Below are 19477 nucleotides of genomic sequence, written 5' to 3' on the forward strand. Positions count from 1 at the left end.
GCCAGCATCGTGCCGGGCCTGGAGCTGGGCCTTGTGCTGGTGTGTCGTCCCGGACCACGTGCCGGGCCTGGTGCCGGACCGCGCGGCGGACCTTTCGCCGGGTCTTGTCCCGGGACCACGTGCCGGGCCTGGTGGCGGGCCTCGTCCCGGCCCTTGTGCCAGCCTCGTGCCGGGCCTTATGGCGGGCCTGGTGGCGGGCCTCGTCCCGGGCGTTGTGGCGGGCCTTATGCCAGCCTCGTGCCGGACCGCGTGCCGGGTCTGGTGGCGGGCCTCGTCCCGGGCGTTGTGGCGGGCCTTATGCCAGCCTCGTGCCGGACCGCGTGCCGGGTCTGGTGGCGGGCCTCGTCCCTGACCTTGTGCCGGGCCTTGTCCCGGGACCATGTGGCGGGCCTCGTCCCGGACCACGTGGCGGGCCTGGTGGCGGGTCTCGTCCCGGGCCGCGTGCCGGGCCTGGTGGCGGACCGTGTCCCGGGCTTTGTGCCGGGCCTGGTGGCGGACCTCGTCCCGCATCGCGTCCCGGTCCCTGTGCCGGGCTGGTGGCGGACCTCGTGCCGGGCCTGGTGGCGGACCTCGTCCCGCATCGCGTCCCGGTCCTTGTGCCGGGCCTGGTGGCGGGCCTTGTGCTGGTGTCGCCCCGCCCCTGTGCCGGACCGCGTTCCGGTCCTTGTGCCCGGCCTGGTGCCGGACCGCGTCCGGACCGCATGGCCGCGTGCCGGGCCGCGTGCCGGGCCGCGTGCCGGCCGCGTGCCGGACCCCCGCTTGGGCCGTCGCCGTCGTTTTCGCTAGGGTCTCTGGCCATGGCTAACACCCAGGGCCCGCAGGGCAATCACGACCCCGCCGGCAGCACCCAGATGTTCCGCGCGTTCGTCGACGAGGGCGGCCCCCAGGCCACCTCCCGTCAGGCGCCCGCGCCGGCCGGTCCCCGCCTCGGTCTGATCATCGGCATCGTCGCCGCCGTGGCGATCGTGGCGGCGGTCGCCTGGCTGGCGCTGAAGTAACCGACGCCCCTACTCCCACCGCACCGACACCTTCCGCGTCTCGACCCGCGTCCCCGGCGGCACCCTCCAGGCCTCGACGCACACCGTCCAGGTCCGCTCCTTGCGCTCACCGGGGGCGAGGGGCGCGGGGAACACCACCGTCGACTCGACGGTGGACCAGTCGATGCCGAGGGCGTCGACGACGTGCGTCCCGAAGGTGACCGCGCCCGACCGCACCGGCACGCCACCCGCATTGCGGAAGGCCGGCGTCACGTCCTCGCACCGGCGGTGCTCGGTGGGCGTGCGTACGGGATCGCTCGTGAGCGGGGCGACGGCGGCGGCCGTGCCGGTGGGTTGGGGCAAGGGCGGCGGTGACGGCACCTGCGGCGATGGGCCGCCCGCGTCCGAGCCCATGTCAGTGCCCCCCTCCGCGCCCGCACCGACGCCTGCGTCCGCATCCCCGCCCGGGCCCGTGGTCCGCGGGGGTGAGCCGGCACCCGGCGCGGGCGGGGCCGGCCGCCGACGTCCCAGGGGCGCCCGGAGTCCTCGTCGCCGGCGCCGACGACGGGCCGGTGGTGTCCGTCGGTCCGTCCAGCGGCACCAGCCGTACGCCTCCCGTGGGCGCCGCCGACGGCGGTCTCCCGCCCGGGGCGCCGACCGCGACGCAGTCCCGGCCGTGCCCGCCACCGCCGTACGCCATGAGGGCGCCCGCCGCCCCGGCCCCGACGACGACGGCCGCCGACAGCCCCCACAGGGCCCGCCGACGGCCGCGTGACCGTTCCGACCTTGCTTCCGCTGTCGCGCGTATCGCGAACGTGCGGCTGGCAGTGCGTCAGTAAGGAACCGGCTGTAGGGAACTCATCGTAGGGAACCCGCCGTAAGGAACCCTCGGTCAGGAACCCTCGGTCAGGAACCCTCTCAGTCCGAGATCAGGCCCTCGCGGAGCTGGGCCAGGGTGCGGGTCAGGAGGCGGGAGACGTGCATCTGCGAGATGCCGACCTCCTCGCCGATCTGGGACTGGGTCATGTTGGCGAAGAAGCGCAGCATGATGATGCGCCGCTCGCGCGGCGGGAGCTTGGCGAGAAGGGGCTTGAGCGACTCCCGGTACTCCACGCCCTCCAGTGCCGTGTCCTCGTAGCCGAGACGGTCGGCCAGGGAGCCCTCGCCGCCGTCGTCCTCGGGGGCCGGGGAGTCCAGCGAGGAGGCCGTGTAGGCGTTGCCGACGGCGAGGCCGTCGACCACGTCCTCCTCGGAGACGCCGAGGACCGCGGCGAGTTCGGCGACCGTCGGCGAGCGGTCCAGCTTCTGCGAGAGCTCGTCGCTGGCCTTGGTGAGGGCCAGGCGCAGCTCCTGGAGCCGGCGCGGGACGCGGACGGACCACGAGGTGTCGCGGAAGAACCGCTTGATCTCGCCCACGACCGTCGGCATCGCGAACGTCGGGAACTCCACGCCGCGTTCGCAGTCGAAGCGGTCGATCGCCTTGATCAGGCCGATCGTGCCGACCTGGACGATGTCCTCCATCGGCTCGTTCCGTGAGCGGAAGCGGGCGGCGGCGTAGCGGACGAGGGGGAGGTTGAGCTCGATGAGGGTGTCCCGGACGTAGACCCGTTCGGGGCTGTTCTCGTCGAGTGCGGCCAGTCGCAGGAACAGGGAGCGGGACAGGGTGCGGGTGTCGATGGCACCGGAGGACGGGAGGGCCGGAGCCGGCGCGGCGGCCTCGAGGGCCGTGACGTCGTCGAGCACATCGGGCTCGACGGGCGCGACGGGCTCGGTCTCGCTCTTGGTGAGCGTGAGCACCTTCGAGCTGCCCTGGTCTGCGGACATGCCACCCCCTTTGGGTCGCGGGACGGTCGCGGCGTTCGTCCTCCGTCACTGGAGAACGTCAGCCTTCACCTGAATACCGGAGCCGAAGCCCCGGCAAACGCGCTTCCAGGAGAATGTCACATGTCGGCAACACGCTGTAGTGACATGTCGACATCACAGTGACGAATCAGCCCTGGAAACAGGGGGTGTGACGGTTTTTCAGCGCAGATATGTCGGGAAGTGACTTCATGGGGGATTCGCTCTCACCGGTGACTTCTCGCTCCTGCATGCGAAAAACCATCGGATGACGTAACCAGAGCCGTGCGCCCTATCCGTGCGCCCCACCTGTGCGCCTGTGCATACGGCCGTGCTCCCGTGTCCCCACGTTTCGTCAGGCCTCGATGCGGTTCGCGGAACGCAGCCGCTGGAAGCTACGCGCGAGTAGCCGGGAGACGTGCATCTGTGACACGCCGAGTTCCGCGCTGATCTGAGACTGCGTGAGATTGCTGTAATAGCGCAGCAGGAGGATTCTCTGTTCGCGTTCCGGGAGCTGCACGAGGAGATGGCGGACGAGGTCGCGGTGTTCGACGCCGTCCAGGGCCGGGTCCTCGTAGCCGAGGCGGTCCAGCAGGCCCGGCAGCCCGTCGCCCTCCTGGGCGGCCTCCAGGGAGGTCGCGTGGTACGACCGCCCCGCCTCGATGCAGGACAGGACCTCGTCCTCGCCGATGCGCAGCCGCTCGGCGATCTCGGCGGTGGTCGGGGTGCGGCCGAAGGCGGTGGTCAGGTCCTCGGTGGCGCTGTTCACCTGCACCCACAGCTCGTGCAGTCGGCGCGGTACGTGGACCGTGCGGACGTTGTCCCGGAAGTAGCGCTTGATCTCGCCGACGACGGTCGGCATGGCGAAGGTGGGGAACTGCACGCCCCGCTCGGGGTCGAAGCGGTCGATGGCGTTGATCAGTCCGATGGTGCCGACCTGGACGACGTCCTCCATCGGCTCGTTGCGGGAGCGGAACCGGGCGGCCGCGTAGCGCACGAGCGGCAGATTGGCCTCGATGAGCGCCCCGCGGACCCGGTTGTGCTCCGGGGTGCCCGGCTGGAGCTCCTTCAGCTCCGCGAAGAGCACCTGGGTGAGCGCCCGGGTGTCGGCGCCGCGGCGCCGCTCGGGGCCCGGGGCCGGGGCCTCTTCCTGAGGGGGCGCAGTACTGGCCGACACGGTCAACGCCACCTCTTCGTCAGGTCAACAACATCGGTCCACTCATCCGTCAAAAGCGGTCATAGCATCACAAGACATGTGCACTGTGTGCAAGCACCCCATAACACCGTGTTGAGGGAGAAGTTGGGGCGGTGCACGCACGACAGCCCCCCGCCGTCCGGCGGGGGGCTGTGCGGCTCTGCGGGCGCGGCTCAGAACGTGTAGTCGGCGACCACCCAGGTGGCGAACTCCCGCCACAGGGCGACGCCCGCCTGGTGCGCCGGGTGCTCGAGGTACCGCTTCAGGGCGTCCGCGTCCTCGACCGCCGAGTTGATCGCGAAGTCGTAGGCGATGGGCCGCTCGCTGATGTTCCAGCCCAGTTCCCAGAAGGCCAGGTCCTCGATCTGCCCGTCGAGCGCCCGGAAGGCCGCCTCGCCCTCGATCACGCGGGGGTCGTCGCGCTCGACGCCCTCGTTCAGCTTGAACAGGACCAGGTGGCGGATCATGGGTACTCCCGATGCGTGCTGTCGAGGCGGGCTGCCGGGGCGGGCTGCCGGTGTGTGCCGCCGGTGCGTGCCGCCGGGCCCGGCTGCCGGCCCGGAGGCTAGTGGGCCCCGTCGGCGAGCCACGTGAAGAAGTCGCCGATGGCCTTGGCGGCGTCCGATATGCCCTCGAAGCCTATCTGGACGTAGTCCGCCGCCCGGGACGGGTCCGTGATGATCACGTAGAGCACGAAGACCACGATGATGTAGACGGCGATCTTCTTGGCGTTCACCGCCACCTGGCCTCCCCTGTCGTGGCCGCTGGGGCCCCTGTTGACGGCGGCGAGTGTAACCGTAAGTGCGATTTACGCACCGCTTTTGACCGGGTGCGGCGTGCCCGTGAATTTTTTTCGGGCGTCCGTGAACCGATCGGCAGGCCTCGTCCGATGAGGGGGTGAACACCGAACCGAGCCGACGCCCCAGCAAGGGAGAAGATGCATGCTGCACTTGGCGGACCTGCCGGTCCTGGTCCTGATCGCCCTGGTCGCCGCTCTCACGCTGTGGGCGCTGATCGACTGCATCCGCACCCCCAGGGAGCGCGTGCGGTTCCTGCCCAAGCTGCTGTGGCTGCTGATCCTGCTCCATGGCTCGGTCTGCGCCGCACTGCTCTGGACCTACTTCGGCAAGAAGCCGATAGCGGACACGGCGAAGGGCCCGATCCAGCGGATCGAGCCCTTCGCTCAAGCGCGGTAGCGGAGGGATTTGAACCCTCGGTGACTTGCGCCACACTCGCTTTCGAGGCGAGCTCCTTCGGCCGCTCGGACACGCTACCGAGGGAGACCTTACAGCACGCGGGGGCGTGGTTTGAAATCGGTATTCGAGGAGGTCGGCGGCGACGCGTCAGCGGTCGCGGAAGAACTCCGTGAGGAGTCCCGCGCACGCCTCGGCGAGGACGCCCTCGACGACCTCGGGCCGGTGGTTGAGCCTCCGGTCGCGGACGACGTCCCACAGGGAGCCGGCCGCGCCCGCCTTGTCGTCGCGGGCGCCGTAGACGACCCGGTCCACCCGCGACTGCACGAGGGCGCCCGCGCACATCGTGCAGGGCTCCAGCGTGACGACGAGCGTGCAGCCGGTCAGCCGCCACTCGCCGAGCCGCGCGGCAGCCCGCCGGAGGGCGAGCACCTCCGCGTGCGCCGTCGGATCGCCGGCGGCCTCGCGTTCGTTGTGGCCGGCCGCGAGGACCGTCGTGCCGTCAGCAGCCAGCACCACGGCGCCGACCGGGACGTCCCCGCCCCGGACGGCCAGCCGGGCCTCGTCCAGGGCGAGCCGCATGGCGGCCCGCCAGGGATCGCGTACCGGGTCCGGCGCCTCGGCTGCGGTCAGCGGACGGTCTCCAGGACCTCCGAGGCGCCCAGGGCGTCGGCGATCTCGGTGAGGGCGTCCTCGGACAGCGACTTCAGCTCCTTCTCGCTGACGCCGAGGTCGTCGAGGATCCCGGCGTCGCCGACCGGGCCGTGCGGCACGGCCTCGGCGGAGCCGGAGGCGCCGCCCTCGTCGTCCTCGTCCTCCTCTCCGTCCTCGGTGCCGTCGAGGTCGAGGGAGTCCAGGTCGTCGTCACCTGGCTCCCTTCCGAGCAGTTCGTCGGTGAGCAGCAGCTCGCCGTACGAGCTGCGAGCGGCGGCAGCGGCGTCGGAGACGTAGATGCGAGGGTCTTCCTCGCCATCGATGCGGACGACACCGAACCACGAGTCCTCCTGCTCGATGAGCACGAGCACCGTGTCCTCGTCGGGAGTGGCTTCCCGGGCCAGGTCGGCGAGATCCGACAGGGTCTCCACATCGTCGAGCTCTGTGTCGCTCGCTTCCCACCCGTCTTCGGTGCGCGCGAGCAGTGCGGCGAAGTACACCGTGACTCTCCCACTGGTCATAGGCGTGCCGGTTGGGGGTCCCCCCGGCGGAGGTTACGGGCGGAGAGAGCTGTGCTCCGAGCCCCACCCACTCGGAATCGTGGCAGAAACAAGGCGTTCAGGGGACGTCTTCGACTCCCTGTGTCCGGTGGTTTTGATCGCACGTCCATGACTATGTCCGTAGGCGACTCACCAGCACACTCGTTGCGGCCACTGCGGATCGTACGCGGCTTTCCCGTGCGCCCACGCACGCCCACCCCCGGTGCCACCCGTGACGGTGGCGATCTTCCCCGAACGTCCCAAGTGCCGTACGGGCACAAGGGGATCGTTCGGCTACCAGCGGAATGTGCGCATGCGCATCGCGTGACGCAGACGGGCGCTTTTGGCGCGTCGGGGCTGGACGCGGTCACGCAGTTCCCGGGCCTCCGTGAGCTCGCGCAGGAAGCGGTCGCGGCGTCGACGGCGCTCGGCGTCGGTCTCCCGCGGCACGCCCGAGCGCGCGGGAGGCTCCGGCGCGTCGCGCTTCGGCAGGTCAGGCATCGGCTTCACCACCCCGGGTCCGTCTCCACCACTTTCCCCCGCCCGGGCGGTTTGATGCAGGCGAACGGCCCAAGCCCGCTCACCGAGTGCGGGGGAGCCGGGCCGGTCCCGCCCGGTTACTGTTGTGGATATGCGTCTCCACGTCGTCGACCACCCCCTGGTCGCCCACAAGCTCACCGCGCTGCGCGACCGGCGCACGGACTCCGCGACCTTCCGCCGCCTGGCCGACGAACTGGTCACCCTGCTCGCCTACGAGGCCACGCGTGACGTGCGCACCGAGCAGGTCGACATCGTCACGCCGGTCGCCGAGACCACCGGGGTGAAGCTCTCCCACCCGCGTCCGCTGGTCGTCCCGATCCTGCGCGCGGGCCTCGGCATGCTGGACGGCATGGTCCGGCTGCTGCCGACCGCCGAGGTGGGCTTCCTGGGCATGATCCGCAACGAGGAGACGCTGGAGGCGTCCACGTACGCCACGCGGATGCCCGAAGACCTCTCCGGCCGCCAGGTCTACGTCCTCGACCCGATGCTGGCCACCGGCGGCACCCTGGTCGCCGCGATCCGCGAGCTGATCCGGCGCGGCGCCGACGACGTGACCGCGGTGGTCCTGCTGGCCGCCCCCGAGGGCGTCGAACTCATGGAGCGCGAACTCGCGGGCACCCCGGTGACGGTCGTCACCGCAGCCGTCGACGACCACCTCAACGACCACGGCTACATCGTCCCGGGCCTCGGCGACGCGGGCGACCGCCTGTACGGCGCGGCGGAGTAGCAGCCGCGCGAGCAGAAGGGGCGTAGCAAGGCCGAAGGCCGGCAAGGCCGAAGCCCGCTACGCCGGGGGCCGCGGGGAACTGCGCGACCGGCCACGGTCGGCCCGCAGCCCGCAGCCCGCAGTCCCCAGCCCGCGTACTACCGTGCGGAAGAGACGGACCCGGCGAAGCCCTCAGCAGGCGTTCTTCGTCGTCGCCGTAGGCTGCGGCGACACCAGCACGTTCCAGGCCTTCGCCGCCTCCGCCTCGGTGCTCAGCGCCTGGAACCTGTCGCCGATGATCAGATCGACCTCGGTCCCCTTGCGGGCCGCGTCGGCCCGCCGCTCGGCCCCGTCGACCTGCGTGGCCAGCACGGACAGCGAGGTGTTCAGCGAGGCGGTCGGCCCGAGCAGCAGGGCCGCGCCGGTGACCTTCTTGTCGTACTGCTTGGGCGCGTTGCCCACCTCGCCGATCTTGAAGCCGCGCTTCTCCAGCGCGTCGGCGGTGGTCTTGGCCAGCCCGCTGCGGGTGGTGGCGTTGAGGACGTTCACCGTGATCTGCGCGGGCCTCGGCAGGGCCGCCGGGGAGGCGGGGGCCGACGGGCTCGCCTTGGCCGACTTCACCGTGCAGGAGGCCTTGGAACCGGCCGCGGAGGCCGTCCCTCCGCCCCCGGTGAAGACGTCGATGAGCTGCAGGGTGCCCCAGCCGGCCACGCCCAGCGCGGCACCGCAGGCGACGACCACGACGACCAGCCTGCCGCGTCGCCGGCGACGGCGCATACGGGGGTACTTGTCCCCCGTGATCCGGTACTTGCCGCCCATGCCGGGGGGAGTCAGCATGCTCATGGGCGCAGCGTAGTGCGCCGGGGCGGCCGTGACTAATAAACGATCATCCGACATCGCTCAAGAGCGGGGGAAAGAACCCGAAAGGGCCAACCCCGCTCACGGCCGAAGCGGCTCGGAGGAGTTCGACACGGCCCGGAGCCGCTCGGTTCAGCTCGGCGGCTCAGTCCAGTTCGAGGACGCGCGCGTGCAGCACCTGACGCTGCTGGAGCGCCGCGCGCACCGCGCGGTGCAGCCCGTCCTCCAGGTAGAGGTCGCCCTGCCACTTCAGCACGTGCGCGAAGAGGTCGCCGTAGAAGGTCGAGTCCTCGGCGAGCAGGGTTTCCAGGTCGAGCTGCTGCTTGGTCGTCACCAGCTGATCGAGGCGGACCGGGCGCGGCGCGACGTCCGCCCACTGCCGGGTGCTTTCCCGGCCGTGGTCGGGGTACGGCCGGCCGTTTCCGATGCGCTTGAAGATCACACGGAAAGCCTACCGGCCCAGGCCTTCCGGGCGCAGCCATGGCGGCCGAGTGCGACGTTGGAAAAGCCATGATGAACGGGGTCAAAACAGGAGCGAGGGGTCGGTCGACGGAGGGCGCGGACGCGATCGCCGCCGGGTACGCGTGCACGGGTTCGGCTCTGGACCTCGGCGCCCTCCTGCGGGACGGGCGCTGCCTGCCCGAGGCGCGGGTCCGTCTCCCGCTGTCCGTGCTCAGCCGGCACGGCCCGGTCGCCGGCGCCACCGGAACCGGCAGACCACGACGCTCCAGCTGATCGCCGAGCAGCTCTCGGCACCGGCGTGTTCTTCGTCACGCAGACCCGAGGAGGTACCCGGCGAGGTACTGGCCCGGCTCGGCAACCGGGTGCACGCGCGCTGCGGGCGTTCACGTCCGACGACCGGAAAGCCCTGCGGGCCACGGTGAAGACCTTCCCGGACCGGCCGGTACCGGAGTCCCCGCTGCGCGAGCGGTATGCACAGGCTGTGGACAGAGAATCGGCGTTCGAGAAGCCTGACGGCGGCGAGCGCCGCGACGGCGACCCCTCCCCCGACGGCAACCACGGCCACGAGGCCCACCACGGCGAACACGGCAGGGCCCGGCGGAAGGCGGTGGCCCGGTGGCCGGGCGGTCGGCGCGGGCCGCCGGGCCACCACCTCCGCCCGTGGCTCAGCGGTCCCGTTCCCTCACGGGAGGCTCCTGCTCGGCCTTCTTCACCTGCGACTTCGGCGCGCTGCTGCGGGCCGCCTCCGCGCGCAGCAGGGCGCGCAGGACGGCGTAGGGGTCGGTGGGCATGGCTGTGCTCCTTGCGTCGTGCTGACGGACCTGGTGCGGGGGTCGGTCAGCAGCGCAGGACCACGGTGCGCAGGGTGTGGGGTGCGTACGGCGTCCCAGGCGCAGCGGGGCGCGGTCGCGCGGCCGGTGCGCACGGCGCCGGGGCCGGCCGGGGCGCGGGCCGCAGGGGTGCGGCGGCGCGCCGGTCACCGGGGGTGGGCCGGACGGCGGTGTCGACGGCGTCGTAATCGACGGTCTCACCGGCGACGACGGACGCGGCGGCGGAGACCTCGGCGGGCCCGCCCGGGACGAGCAGGGCGAGCAGCAGCACGAGCACCCGCAGCCAGATGCGGCGGCGAGGGAGGTGTGCTGCGGTGCTCATGGAGGGTCATGTGCCCGCGACACGCCCGCCGTTCAGCACGGTGGAGGCCGGATGCACCCGTTCGGCGGACGGCGCCTTTCCGGCTCGGCGCGCCCCTCCCCGCGCGCCCCTCCCCGCGTGCCGCCCCCGCGCGCGACGCCCCTACTTCTTCGCGGCCTTCGCCGCCGCCTTCATCTCCTGCTTGTGCGCCCGCACCTTCGTCAGCGACTCCGGGCCGGTGATGTCGGCGACGGACCGGAAGGACTTCGCCTCGCCGTAGGAGCCGGCGGCCTCCCGCCAGCCCTGCGGTCGTACGCCGAGCTGCTTGCCGAGCAGGGCCAGGAAGATCTGGGCCTTCTGCTTGCCGAAGCCGGGCAGCGCCTCCAGCCGCTTCAGCAGGTCCTTGCCGGTGCCGGCGTCCTTCCAGAGTGCCTCGGGGTCACCGTCGTAGTGCTCGACGAGGTACTGGCACAGCTGCTGGATGCGCTTGGCCATGGAGCCCGGGTAGCGGTGCACGGCCGGCTTCTCGGAGAGCAGCGCGGCGAAGGCCTCGGGATCCTGGGCGGCGATGTCGTGCGCGTCGAGATCGTCGGCGCCGAGGCGGTCGGCGATCGTGCGCGGGCCCTTGAACGCCCACTCCATCGGGACCTGCTGGTCCAGCAGCATCCCGACCAGCGCGGCCAGCGGGGAACGGCCGAGCAACTCGTCGGCCTCGGGGTCCTGGGCGAGGTGAAGGGTGACGTCCATGCGTCGATGATCCCCGACCGGCCCCGCGCCCGCGCGCCGGTACCCGCCCGCCCTCTGTCCGCGCGCCGGTACCCGCCCGCCCTCTGTCCGCCCGTCGGTCCCCGCCCCGTTCGGTCCGCGCGCCGGTACCCGCCCGCCCTCTGTCCGCGCGCCGGTACCCGCCCCCTCAGTCCGCCCGCCAGTACCCCAGCGCGTGCACCCGTTCCCTGGGGACGCCGAGGTCCTTGCGGACGTATGCCGAGAGGGTGCGGGTGGTGCGGGTGTCGCAGGCGATCCAGACGTACGGGTGTGCGGTGGCCGCGAGCAGGGCGGGCAGCTCGGCGCGGACCCGTTCGACCAGCTCCGCGCGCGGGACGTGGCGCAGTTCGTGCCGGGCGGGGTCGGTGCGGAAGGGGAGGCCGTCGCCCGCGCCGTCGGAGCCCTCGAACCAGACGGTCGCCGGCGCCGGGTCCAGCGCGGCCAGCAGGGAGTTGATCGCGGGCAGCGAGGCGGGGTCGCCGATCGCGAGGACGCGGCCCGGGGCGGGGGCGGGGGTGTCGAAGGCGGTGCCCTGGACGGTCGCCTCGACGGTGTCGCCGGGCCGTGCCGCGCGCGCCCAGTCGCTCGCCGCGCCCTCGTGCAGGGCGAACTCCAGCGAGAAGGTGCCGGCTGCCGGGTCGGGGTCGACCAGGGTGTACGCCCGCTGGTGCGGCCTGCCCGCGTGGGCGAACCACAGCCGCACCCACATCGTCGGGTGCACCCCGGTCGCGGCGAGCAGCCCGCCGTCGGTGAGGTGCACCCGGCGGAAGCGCGGAGTGACGTCCTGCGCGCCGGTCACGGTCAGCGTGAAGTCCTTCGCCCGCATCAGTCGGAGGACCGCGCCCTCCCAGCCCCGCCCCTGCGCCATGGCCTCTGCTCTCCTCGCGTACGCTTCCCGCACCGAATAATAAGGTAAGGCTAACCTAAAGTATCTGGCCTCGGCCGGTGACGGAGCGGGCGCAGGTGATGAGAGTGAAGAAGGATCGCAGGGTGAGGGCGTGACGACGACCGACATCTACCGGGACACATGGGGCATACCGCATCTGCGCGCGGCGGACGCCCGTGCCCTCGCCCGTGCCCAGGGCCTGGTCACGGCCCGCGACCGGGCCTGGCAGCTGGAGGTCGAACGGCACCGCGCCCAGGGCACCTCCGCCGCCTTCCTCGGCCCGGAGGCCGTCGCCTGGGACGTCCTCGTCCGCCGGGCCCGCCTCGCCGGCACCGCCCGCCGCTGCTTCGACCGGCTGGAGCGCGAGGACCCGGAGACCGCCGCGTGGGTACGGGCGTACGTCGACGGCGTCAACGAAGGGCTCCACGTCACCCCCGAGTTCACCAGGGTCCGGCTCGCTCCCGGCCGCTGGGAGCCCTGGACCCCGCTCGCGGTCTGGCTCTCCGTCCACCTCCTGTTCGCCGGTTTCCCCGCCAAGCTGTGGCGGGAGGAGGCCGTACGGCACCTCGGCCCCGACGCGGTCGGCCTGTTCGCCACCGACGGCCCCGGCACCTCCGGCAGCAACGGCTGGCTGGTGAGCGGCGCCCGGACCGTCACCGGGCAGGCGGTCATCGCGGGTGATCCGCACCGGTTCATCGAGGATCCCGGCGTCTACCAGCAGATCCGGCTCGCCTGCGACGAGTTCGACGTCGTCGGGCTCGCCGTGCCCGGCGTCCCCGGCATCGCCCACTTCGGCCACACCGGCCCGGTCGCCTGGGCCATCACCAACGCCATGGCCGACTACCAGGACCTCTACCGCGAACGGCTGCGCCGCACCGGCGCCGGCGTCGAGGCCCTGGGCCCGGACGGCGTCTGGCGCCGGGCCGCCCGGCACACCGAGACCGTCGAGGTGGCCGGGGAGGAACCGGTCGAGGTGGAGGTGATCGAGACGGAGCGCGGGCCGGTGATCGCCGGCGGGCCGGAGGGACTGGAGAGCGGGGTGCCGCACCCTTCGGGAGAAACCTCAGGAGGAACCTCCCCGTCGTCCGATCCCGCCGTCCCCCTGGCCCTGGCCCTCGCCCTCCGCTACCCGCCCCGCGTCACCGAGGACCTCGGCTTCAGCGCCCTCCTCCCCCTGCTGCGGGCCCGCCGGGTCGCCGACGTGGACGCCGCCTTCGACCTGTGGGCCGAGCCGGTCAACGTCGTCCAGGCCGCAGACACCGAGGGCGGACTGCTGCACCGGGTCGCCGGCCGGGTCCCCGTGCGCGCCGAGGCCAACGGCATCGGGCTGGTCCCCGCCTGGGAGCCCGGCCACGAATGGACCGGCTGGCACCCGGCGCCCCACGCCGGACTCACCGACGGCGTCGCGGTCATGGCCAACCAGCGCGGCCCGGCCGCGCCCCTGGGCGTCGAGTTCGCCCCGCCGCACCGCGCCGACCGCATCCGCGCCCTGCTGGACGGCAAGGACACCTGGTCCGCCTCCGACATGTCCGCCGTCCACACGGACACCCACCTCGGCTCCGCCGGACCGCTCCTCGACCGGCTCGCCGCCCTCGACGGTCTCACCGGCCCCGCAGCCGAACTGCGCGCCCGCCTCCTGCGCTGGGACCGCCGCATGGACGCCGACAGCGAGGACGCGGCCCGGTACGCGGCCCTGCGCGGCGCCGTGGTCCGCCGGCTCGCCGCCGACCCGGCCTTCGCCGCCCTGACCACCCCGCCCGCCTACCCCGAGGTCCTCCTCCCCTGGCTGGCCCTGCTGCCCCGGATCGGCTTCGCCCTCGAACACCTCCTGCGCGCCGAGGAGCTGTACGGCGTGGACCGGACCCGGCTGGTCCGCGAGGCCGTCGAGGAGGTCGCCGTACAGCCGCCCGCCCGCTGGGGCGACACCCATCGCCTCGCCCCCTGGCGGGCCCTGCCCGACCCGTCGTACGAGGCTCCCGCCCTCTCGGGTGACCACGACTGCGTCCTGTGCACCACGGCCGTGCCCGGCTGGACCGACCTCGCCGCGCGCGGCCCGGCCGCCCGTTACGTCTGGGACCTGGCCCGCCGCGAGGACAGCCTGTGGGTGGTCCCGCTCGGCGCCTGCGGGCACCCCGGCAGTCCCCACCACCACGACCAGCTGCCCCTCTGGCTCAAGGGCGAGCTGGCCCCGGTCGTCACCGACTGGGCACAGCTGACGAAGGAGAGCGATGTCTGACCGGCACGTCCCCGTCCCCTACGTCCACACGCAGCACGCCGAGGGCTTCGGCACCGTGGGCATCCGCCCGCTCGACGCCGAGGGCGACGCGGACGTCGTGCACGGCTGGGTGCGGGAGGAACGGGCCGCGTTCTGGGGCATGAACGGTCTGACCCGCGACCAGGTCACCGAGATCTACGCCCACATGGCCGGCCTCGCCACCCACCACGCCTACCTCGTCGAACTCGACGGCACCCCGGTCGGCCTGCTCCAGACGTACGACCCCGCCGCGGACCGGGTCGGCGAGGTGTACGAGGTGGAATCCGGCGACATCGGCGTCCATGTGCTCCTCGCGCCCGCCGGCGCCCGGGGCGCGCGCCCCGGCTGGTCGGCGGCGCTGATGCAGGTCTTCGCCACGTACGTGCTGCTCGCTCTCGACCGGCGGCGGGTCGTGGTCGACCCCGACGTCCGCAACGAGAAGGCCGTCGCCCGCTTCCTGCGGCAGGGCTTCGAGGCCGGACCGCCGGTCACCCTGCCCGAGATCGACCTGCCGGACGTGTACCTGCCGGAGAAGAAGGCCCAACTGGCCTTCCTGCGCCGCGAGCTGCTGTTCCCGTAGAGCCGGGTGCTGTTCTCGCAGAGCCGGCTGCTGTTCTCGTAGAGCCGGCTGCCGTTCCCGTGGCGCGCCATGCCGTCCGGCGGGTGCTGTTCCCGTGGCGCCGCCGACGGCCATAGCCTGCCGACGTGAGAGCCCCGCTGACCCCGGAAGACCTCATCGCCCACTACCGACTCGAACCGATACCCCGCGAGGGCGGACTGTTCCGCCGTACCTGGGCCGGACCCGAGGCGCCCGACGGGCGCCCGGCCGGTTCCGCGATCGTCGTGCTGCTCGCCGCGGGCGACTTCTCGGCCCTGCACCGCCTGCCCACCGACGAGGTCTGGCACTACTACCTCGGCGACCCGCTGGAGCTGCTGCTCCTCGCCCCCGACGGCAGCTCCCGTACGGCGGTGCTCGGGCCGGACATGCGCGGCGGGCAGCACCTTCAGCTCACGGTCCCCGCCCGCACCTGGATGGGAGGGCGGACCACGGGCGCCTGGACCTTCTTCGGCTGCACCATGGCCCCCGGCTTCACCTACGAGGACTACGAGCACGGGGACGCGGCCGACCTGACGGCGCGCCATCCGGACCGGGCCGCACAGATCGCGGGACTGTGCCGTCCATGACGTTGCTGGCGGGCCGGGTGGCCCTGATCACGGGTGCGGGCGGCGGAATCGGCGGGGGCATCGCGCGCCGGTTCGCGCAGGAGGGCGCCGCGGTGGCCCTGCACTGCCGGACGAGCACCGGGGCGGCCCGCGCGCTCGCCGAGGAGATCGAGGAGAGCGGCGGGCGGGCGGTCGTCGTGCCCGGCGCCGATCTCACCGTCGAGGACGAGTGTCGCGAACTGGTGGCGCGGAGCGCCGAGTGGGGTGGGGGACGGCTCGACGCGCTGGTCAACAACGCGGGCGTCCAGCCGGTGCGGGCGCTGCCCGGGATGTCGGCGGCGGACTGGCGGGCGGTCGTCGACACCAATCTGACCAGCGTGTTCGCCCTCACCCAGGCGGCGGCCGAGGTCATGCGTGAGCGGGGCGGCGGCAGCGTCACGCACATCGCCTCGGTGGAGGCCCGGCTGCCCGCCCCGGGCCACGCCCACTACGCCGCCGCCAAGGCCGCCGTCGTGATGCACGCGCGCGCGGCGGCCCTGGAGTACGGCTCGCACGGCATCCGCGTCAACACGGTCTCTCCCGGTCTGATCGACCGTGAGGGCCTCGCCGAGGCCTGGCCGGAGGGGGTGCGGCGGTGGCGGGAGGCGGTCGCCCTCGACCGGCTGGGCCGCCCGGAGGACGTCGGTGACGCCTGTGTTTTCCTTGCCTCACGGCTGGCGGCCTGGGTCACCGGCCACGACCTGGTGGTGGACGGCGGGGTGACGGCCCGGCCGACCTGGTAGGGGGCCCGAGCGGGTGAGAAGGATGCCATGCCCATCCGTACATGTCCCCGAGCACACGAGACTGGAGTCCGGGCAGCCCGGGCAGTTCGGAGCGGTGACGTGAGCGAAGGGCGCGATGGCGGTCGACGCGGCAGTGGACGAAGGCGACTTCAGGGGCTGATGCTGCTGGGCTCCGTGCTGGTCCTGCTCCTCCTCGGCGGCGGACCGGCCTCGGCGCACGCGGCGCTCCGTTCCACCGATCCCGTCGACGGAAGCGTCGTCAAGAACAGTCCCCGCAGCATCACTCTGACCTTCACCGAGTCGGTCGGCCTCGTCGACGACTCCTTCCGCCTCCTCGACCCCAAGAACCAGCGGGTGAAGCTGGGTGAGGCGGGGCATGTGGCGGGCCGCTCGGACAGTGTGCGGGTGAAGCTGCCGACGAAGCTCGGCACCGGCACCTTCACCGTGGCCTGGCGGGTGGTCTCGGCCGACAGCCACCCGGTGTCGGGCGCCTTCACCTTCTCCGTGGGCAAGGCCTCCCCGACCCTGGCCGTCCTGCCGTCCGACGCCACCGAGGACCCGGTGACCGACGGCCTCTACAACATCGGCCGCTACCTCGCGTACATCGCGGCGGCCCTCCTCGTCGGCACGGCGGCCTTCGTCGCCGTCTGCCGCCCGCCGGACACCCGCCCGCTGCGCCGGCCGCTGCTGATCGGCGCCTGGACGCTGGCCGGTTCGACGGTGTTCCTGTTCTTCCTGCGCGCGCCCTACGAGGCCGGCACCGGCCCGGCCGGCGCGCTCGACCCCTCCGGGCTGCTCCGCACGCTGGAGGGCCGCCCCGGCCTCGCCCTGGCGGCGCGCCTGCTGCTGCTCGCGGCGGCGGTGGCCCTGCTCCTACGGCAGCGGAGCCGCCCCGAGCCGTCGAAGGCGGCCCTCGTGCTGGGCTCCGCCCTCGCGGTGGGCCTCGCGCTGACCTGGGCGGGTGCCGAACACGCCTCGGCCGGCATCCAGGTCCCCCTGGCGATGACCTCCTCGGTGCTGCACCTGCTCGCCATGGCGGTCTGGCTCGGCGGCCTGGTCGCCCTGCTCACGCTGCTGCCCCGCGCCTCCGTCCCCTCGCGCGTGGTCACCCGCTTCTCCCGGCTGGCCGGACTCTCGGTGACGGTCCTCGTGGTGACCGGCGTCTACCAGTCCTGGCGGGGCCTCGGCTCCCTGTCGGCGCTGACGGACACGACGTACGGCAGGGTCCTCCTCGCCAAGCTGGTCGCGGTCACGGTGCTGCTGGCGGCGGGGGCGTGGTCGCGGGCGACGGTGACCAGCCAGGCGAACCTGGCGAGAGGCACGAGAGCCAAGGCGAAAGCCCAGGCGAAAGCGCAGGCGGAGAGGACGGCGGCGGAGAAGGCGAAGGCGGAGGAGACGGCGGTGACGGTGGAGGAGACGAAGACGAAGACGAAGAAGGAGACGGAGACGGGGACGGGGGCGGAGACGGAGACAGAGGTGGATACGGATACGGCGATGGAGGCCAAGGTGCTGGAGAAGGCGGCCGTGGGCGGGACGTCGGCGCACGGGATGTCCGTCGGGGGACCGGTGGGGGAGCAGCCCTTGAAGGCCGCCGCCGGCCCAGACGCCGGCGCGGACGGCACCGCAGCCCCCTCGACGCCCGCCGCGGAGGGCGCCCACCCGTCTCGGCCGGACCGTCCGTCGCCCACCGGCCCGCGCCTCACCCCGGCGGAGTCCGCGCACAGCCGTGCGCTGCGCCGGTCGGTGCTGCTGGAGGTGGCCGTCTCCGTCGTCGTCCTCGTCCTGACGACGATCCTGACCGGCACTCTGCCGGGCCGGGCGGCGGCCGAGGCGGCGACGACCCAGCAGTCGGCCGGACTGCCGGTCGCCTCCGTGACGATCGTCCCCTTCGACCTCGGAAAGCCCGGACTGCGCGGCAAGGTGCAGGTCACCCTCGACCCCGGCACGGTCGGCGACAACACCCTCCAGGCCGTGGTCTACGGCCCCGACGGCGGTTTCGTCACCGTCCCCGAGCTGCGGATCTCCTTCACCCTGCCGAGCCAGGACATCGGCCCGCTCGACGCCAAGCTGGTCGACCGGGGCGGCTACTGGGCCTCCAGCAAGGTCAGTCTGCCCATCGAGGGCACCTGGGAGATGAAGACGACGATCCGGGCCACGGACGTCGACCAGGTGAGCGTGGTGAAGGACGTACAGATCGTCCGCTGACGGGATCAGGGCGGGCGCGGGTAGCATCAGCCCCGTGAACACCTACTGGCACGTCGTTCTGCCGCCCCTCTGCGCCTGACGGGCGCGGACCACTCAGCCGACAGCCGACAGCCGCCAGCTGACCATCTGTCAGCTGACGTCTGACAGCAGACACCTGACAGCAGACATCTGACTTCTGCACACACCCCACCGAGCCGAGCTCGGTCAGGGGTGTCGTCGTGCGCCCGACGCGGATCCAGTCCCTGACGCATTCGACGACGGAAGTTCACGACTGTGCCGAACCGCACCACCCCCCTGACCCCCGCGCGCCCTTCCGGCGCCGGCCCGCGCCCCTCTCGTACCGCCCTCCTCGGCGGCCCCGCGCCCATCCTGCTCGCGGCCGTGCTCTGGGGCACGACCGGAACCGCCGCTTCCCTGGCACCCGCCGACGCGCCCGCGGCGGCCATCGGCTCCGCCGGGCTCGCCCTCGGCGGAGTCCTGCTGTTCCTGGTCTCCCGGGGCGCCCGCTCCCTGCCCGCCGCCTGCACGCGGCGCGAGCGGTGGCTGCTCGCCGTGGGCGCCCTGGCGGTGGCGGGATACCCGGTCGCCTTCTACCCGGCGGTCGCCCGGACCGGGGTGGCGATCGCCACCGTGATCGCCCTGGGCAGCGCGCCGGTCTTCGCCGGGCTGCTGTCCTGGCTCACCGGACGGTCCCGCCCGACCGCGCGCTGGACCGTCGCCACCACGGCCGCCGTGCTCGGCTGCGCCCTGCTGGTGCTCGGCCCCGCACTCACCGGCACCACCACGCCGGTGGACCTGACCGGTGTGGTCCTCGCAGCCGGCGCCGGGCTGTCCTACGCCGTCTACTCCCTGATCGGCGGCGACCTGATCACGCGCGGACACTCCTCCGACGCGGTGATGGGCGTGCTGTTCGGCGCGGCCGGGCTACTGGTCCTGCCGCTCCTCGCGGCCGTGGACCTGCGGTGGATCACCACGCCGCGTGGCGCGGCGGTGGCGGGCTACCTGGCCCTGTTCACGGTCTGCCTGGCCTACCGTCTCTTCGGCCACGGGCTGCGCCGTACGTCCGCCTCGGCGGCGACCTCCCTGACGCTGGCCGAGCCCGCGGTGGCCGCCGTGCTGAGCGTCACGGTCCTCGGCGAGCGACTCCCGGCCGTCTCCTGGACCGGCCTGACGGTCCTGGCCCTGTCCCTGGCCCTGCTGGCCGTCCCGACCGGCGGCCGCCGCCGTCAGGGAGAACTGCCCCGGTCCTGACGGCGGCGGGCGGCGGGCGGTGCGCCTTCGGCGGTGAACGAGAGGCTGCTCCGGTCGGCGATCGGAGCAGCCTCTT

General features: G+C 73.1%; 23 protein-coding genes, 1 tRNA gene and 1 pseudogene. 10 read left to right on the plus strand and 15 right to left on the minus strand.

What is annotated here, in order from left to right:
- Positions 1 to 797: 797 nt before the first annotated feature.
- On the plus strand, positions 798 to 998 hold the full coding sequence (locus AQJ58_RS29320; protein ID WP_067255576.1) for a hypothetical protein: 201 nt from the start codon (positions 798 to 800) through the stop codon (positions 996 to 998).
- Between the two features lie 9 nt (positions 999 to 1007).
- Here the strand turns inward: AQJ58_RS29320 and AQJ58_RS44925 are convergent, their stop codons facing one another.
- From AQJ58_RS44925 to AQJ58_RS43990, 5 genes are all read right to left on the minus strand, one after another.
- The gene (locus AQJ58_RS44925; protein WP_067255756.1) at positions 1008 to 1340 is read right to left on the minus strand and encodes a hypothetical protein; all 333 of its coding nucleotides are present in this window, start codon (positions 1338 to 1340) and stop codon (positions 1008 to 1010) included.
- Positions 1341 to 1895: 555 nt separating this feature from the next.
- A complete protein-coding gene (locus AQJ58_RS29330; RefSeq protein ID WP_067255577.1) occupies positions 1896 to 2801 on the minus strand; it encodes an RNA polymerase sigma factor SigF in 906 nt (301 codons plus the stop codon).
- Positions 2802 to 3171: 370 nt separating this feature from the next.
- On the minus strand, positions 3172 to 4005 hold the full coding sequence (locus tag AQJ58_RS29335; RefSeq protein WP_055637089.1) for an RNA polymerase sigma factor SigF: 834 nt from the start codon (positions 4003 to 4005) through the stop codon (positions 3172 to 3174).
- 179 nt (positions 4006 to 4184) lie between these two features.
- Positions 4185 to 4478: a Dabb family protein gene (locus AQJ58_RS29340; protein ID WP_067255579.1), complete on the minus strand. Its 294-nt coding sequence runs from the start codon at positions 4476 to 4478 to the stop codon at positions 4185 to 4187.
- A gap of 98 nt (positions 4479 to 4576) precedes the next feature.
- Positions 4577 to 4753, minus strand: coding sequence for a hypothetical protein (locus AQJ58_RS43990; protein WP_199844713.1), 177 nt, complete (start codon positions 4751 to 4753; stop codon positions 4577 to 4579).
- 199 nt (positions 4754 to 4952) lie between these two features.
- On the opposite strand from AQJ58_RS43990, the gene AQJ58_RS29345 reads away from it, so the two are divergent.
- Complete coding sequence (locus tag AQJ58_RS29345; protein WP_067255581.1) at positions 4953 to 5207, plus strand: PLDc N-terminal domain-containing protein; 255 nt, start codon at positions 4953 to 4955, stop codon at positions 5205 to 5207.
- Here the strand turns inward: AQJ58_RS29345 and AQJ58_RS29350 are convergent.
- The 4 genes from AQJ58_RS29350 to AQJ58_RS29365 all read right to left on the minus strand — a co-directional run bounded on the left by AQJ58_RS29350 (position 5202) and on the right by AQJ58_RS29365 (position 6898).
- Positions 5202 to 5286 (minus strand) — tRNA-Ser (locus tag AQJ58_RS29350). The genes AQJ58_RS29345 and AQJ58_RS29350 overlap by 6 nt on opposite strands.
- A 68-nt stretch (positions 5287 to 5354) precedes the next feature.
- On the minus strand, positions 5355 to 5786 hold the full coding sequence (tadA, locus tag AQJ58_RS29355) for a tRNA adenosine(34) deaminase TadA (protein WP_067255583.1): 432 nt from the start codon (positions 5784 to 5786) through the stop codon (positions 5355 to 5357).
- 47 nt (positions 5787 to 5833) lie between these two features.
- Positions 5834 to 6358 (minus strand): tRNA adenosine deaminase-associated protein, encoded by a 525-nt coding sequence (locus AQJ58_RS29360; RefSeq protein ID WP_067255585.1) that lies wholly within the window; start codon positions 6356 to 6358, stop codon positions 5834 to 5836.
- Positions 6359 to 6691: 333 nt separating this feature from the next.
- Complete coding sequence (locus tag AQJ58_RS29365; RefSeq protein WP_067255758.1) at positions 6692 to 6898, minus strand: hypothetical protein; 207 nt, start codon at positions 6896 to 6898, stop codon at positions 6692 to 6694.
- 130 nt (positions 6899 to 7028) lie between these two features.
- Between AQJ58_RS29365 and upp the strand changes: the two genes are divergently transcribed.
- The gene (gene upp, locus AQJ58_RS29370; protein ID WP_067255587.1) at positions 7029 to 7664 is read left to right on the plus strand and encodes a uracil phosphoribosyltransferase; all 636 of its coding nucleotides are present in this window, start codon (positions 7029 to 7031) and stop codon (positions 7662 to 7664) included.
- A gap of 171 nt (positions 7665 to 7835) precedes the next feature.
- Here upp and AQJ58_RS29375 read toward each other — a convergent pair whose 3' ends face one another.
- Complete coding sequence (locus tag AQJ58_RS29375) at positions 7836 to 8486, minus strand: LytR C-terminal domain-containing protein (RefSeq protein ID WP_234360331.1); 651 nt, start codon at positions 8484 to 8486, stop codon at positions 7836 to 7838.
- Between the two features lie 160 nt (positions 8487 to 8646).
- Positions 8647 to 8943, minus strand: coding sequence for a type II toxin-antitoxin system VapB family antitoxin (locus AQJ58_RS29380; RefSeq protein ID WP_067255590.1), 297 nt, complete (start codon positions 8941 to 8943; stop codon positions 8647 to 8649).
- Between the two features lie 68 nt (positions 8944 to 9011).
- Here AQJ58_RS29380 and AQJ58_RS29385 point away from each other — a divergent pair.
- Positions 9012 to 9256, plus strand: a pseudogene (locus AQJ58_RS29385) (helicase HerA-like domain-containing protein); the annotation flags it as partial.
- Positions 9257 to 9628: 372 nt separating this feature from the next.
- Here the strand turns inward: AQJ58_RS29385 and AQJ58_RS45510 are convergent.
- The 4 genes from AQJ58_RS45510 to AQJ58_RS29400 all read right to left on the minus strand — a co-directional run bounded on the left by AQJ58_RS45510 (position 9629) and on the right by AQJ58_RS29400 (position 11727).
- The gene (locus AQJ58_RS45510) at positions 9629 to 9754 is read right to left on the minus strand and encodes a hypothetical protein (RefSeq protein ID WP_267892110.1); all 126 of its coding nucleotides are present in this window, start codon (positions 9752 to 9754) and stop codon (positions 9629 to 9631) included.
- A 46-nt stretch (positions 9755 to 9800) separates the two neighbouring features.
- Positions 9801 to 10115 carry a hypothetical protein gene (locus tag AQJ58_RS29390; protein WP_067255593.1) on the minus strand — a complete coding sequence of 105 codons (315 nt, stop codon included), beginning with the start codon at positions 10113 to 10115 and terminating at the stop codon, positions 9801 to 9803.
- Between the two features lie 141 nt (positions 10116 to 10256).
- Positions 10257 to 10841, minus strand: coding sequence for an HhH-GPD-type base excision DNA repair protein (locus AQJ58_RS29395; protein ID WP_067255595.1), 585 nt, complete (start codon positions 10839 to 10841; stop codon positions 10257 to 10259).
- A 166-nt stretch (positions 10842 to 11007) separates the two neighbouring features.
- Positions 11008 to 11727, minus strand: coding sequence for a siderophore-interacting protein (locus AQJ58_RS29400; RefSeq protein ID WP_067255596.1), 720 nt, complete (start codon positions 11725 to 11727; stop codon positions 11008 to 11010).
- A gap of 130 nt (positions 11728 to 11857) precedes the next feature.
- Here AQJ58_RS29400 and AQJ58_RS29405 point away from each other — a divergent pair, with 130 nt between their 5' ends.
- From AQJ58_RS29405 to AQJ58_RS29430, 6 genes are all read left to right on the plus strand, one after another.
- Positions 11858 to 13981: a penicillin acylase family protein gene (locus AQJ58_RS29405; RefSeq protein WP_067255598.1), complete on the plus strand. Its 2124-nt coding sequence runs from the start codon at positions 11858 to 11860 to the stop codon at positions 13979 to 13981.
- Positions 13974 to 14579 (plus strand): GNAT family N-acetyltransferase, encoded by a 606-nt coding sequence (locus AQJ58_RS29410; protein ID WP_067255600.1) that lies wholly within the window; start codon positions 13974 to 13976, stop codon positions 14577 to 14579. Before AQJ58_RS29405 ends, AQJ58_RS29410 begins: the two co-directional genes overlap by 8 nt.
- A gap of 137 nt (positions 14580 to 14716) precedes the next feature.
- The gene (locus AQJ58_RS29415; RefSeq protein ID WP_067255759.1) at positions 14717 to 15184 is read left to right on the plus strand and encodes a cupin domain-containing protein; all 468 of its coding nucleotides are present in this window, start codon (positions 14717 to 14719) and stop codon (positions 15182 to 15184) included.
- Positions 15181 to 15945 (plus strand): SDR family NAD(P)-dependent oxidoreductase, encoded by a 765-nt coding sequence (locus AQJ58_RS29420; protein WP_067255602.1) that lies wholly within the window; start codon positions 15181 to 15183, stop codon positions 15943 to 15945. The genes AQJ58_RS29415 and AQJ58_RS29420 overlap by 4 nt, the downstream gene beginning before the upstream one ends.
- Before the next feature lie 159 nt (positions 15946 to 16104).
- Entirely contained in the window at positions 16105 to 18150 is a 2046-nt protein-coding gene (locus tag AQJ58_RS29425) for a copper resistance CopC/CopD family protein (RefSeq protein WP_067255604.1), read from the plus strand.
- 273 nt (positions 18151 to 18423) lie between these two features.
- Positions 18424 to 19401 carry a DMT family transporter gene (locus tag AQJ58_RS29430; RefSeq protein ID WP_079079315.1) on the plus strand — a complete coding sequence of 326 codons (978 nt, stop codon included), beginning with the start codon at positions 18424 to 18426 and terminating at the stop codon, positions 19399 to 19401.
- The last annotated feature ends 76 nt before the right edge of the window (positions 19402 to 19477 follow it).

The organism is Streptomyces sp. DSM 15324 (assembly GCF_001514285.1).
Lineage (GTDB): Bacteria > Actinomycetota > Actinomycetes > Streptomycetales > Streptomycetaceae > Streptomyces.

Coding starts and splice junctions, on each gene's coding strand:
- AQJ58_RS29320 (WP_067255576.1), top strand. CDS start 798: ATGGCTAACACCCAGGGCCCGCAGGGCAATCACGACCCCGCCGGCAGC.
- AQJ58_RS29330 (WP_067255577.1), bottom strand. CDS start 2,801: ATGTCCGCAGACCAGGGCAGCTCGAAGGTGCTCACGCTCACCAAGAGC.
- AQJ58_RS29340 (WP_067255579.1), bottom strand. CDS start 4,478: ATGATCCGCCACCTGGTCCTGTTCAAGCTGAACGAGGGCGTCGAGCGC.
- AQJ58_RS29345 (WP_067255581.1), top strand. CDS start 4,953: ATGCTGCACTTGGCGGACCTGCCGGTCCTGGTCCTGATCGCCCTGGTC.
- tadA (WP_067255583.1), bottom strand. CDS start 5,786: ATGCGGCTCGCCCTGGACGAGGCCCGGCTGGCCGTCCGGGGCGGGGAC.
- AQJ58_RS29365 (WP_067255758.1), bottom strand. CDS start 6,898: ATGCCTGACCTGCCGAAGCGCGACGCGCCGGAGCCTCCCGCGCGCTCG.
- upp (WP_067255587.1), top strand. CDS start 7,029: ATGCGTCTCCACGTCGTCGACCACCCCCTGGTCGCCCACAAGCTCACC.
- AQJ58_RS29375 (WP_234360331.1), bottom strand. CDS start 8,486: ATGAGCATGCTGACTCCCCCCGGCATGGGCGGCAAGTACCGGATCACG.
- AQJ58_RS45510 (WP_267892110.1), bottom strand. CDS start 9,754: ATGCCCACCGACCCCTACGCCGTCCTGCGCGCCCTGCTGCGCGCGGAG.
- AQJ58_RS29390 (WP_067255593.1), bottom strand. CDS start 10,115: ATGAGCACCGCAGCACACCTCCCTCGCCGCCGCATCTGGCTGCGGGTG.
- AQJ58_RS29395 (WP_067255595.1), bottom strand. CDS start 10,841: ATGGACGTCACCCTTCACCTCGCCCAGGACCCCGAGGCCGACGAGTTG.
- AQJ58_RS29400 (WP_067255596.1), bottom strand. CDS start 11,727: ATGGCGCAGGGGCGGGGCTGGGAGGGCGCGGTCCTCCGACTGATGCGG.
- AQJ58_RS29410 (WP_067255600.1), top strand. CDS start 13,974: ATGTCTGACCGGCACGTCCCCGTCCCCTACGTCCACACGCAGCACGCC.
- AQJ58_RS29420 (WP_067255602.1), top strand. CDS start 15,181: ATGACGTTGCTGGCGGGCCGGGTGGCCCTGATCACGGGTGCGGGCGGC.
- AQJ58_RS29425 (WP_067255604.1), top strand. CDS start 16,105: ATGCTGCTGGGCTCCGTGCTGGTCCTGCTCCTCCTCGGCGGCGGACCG.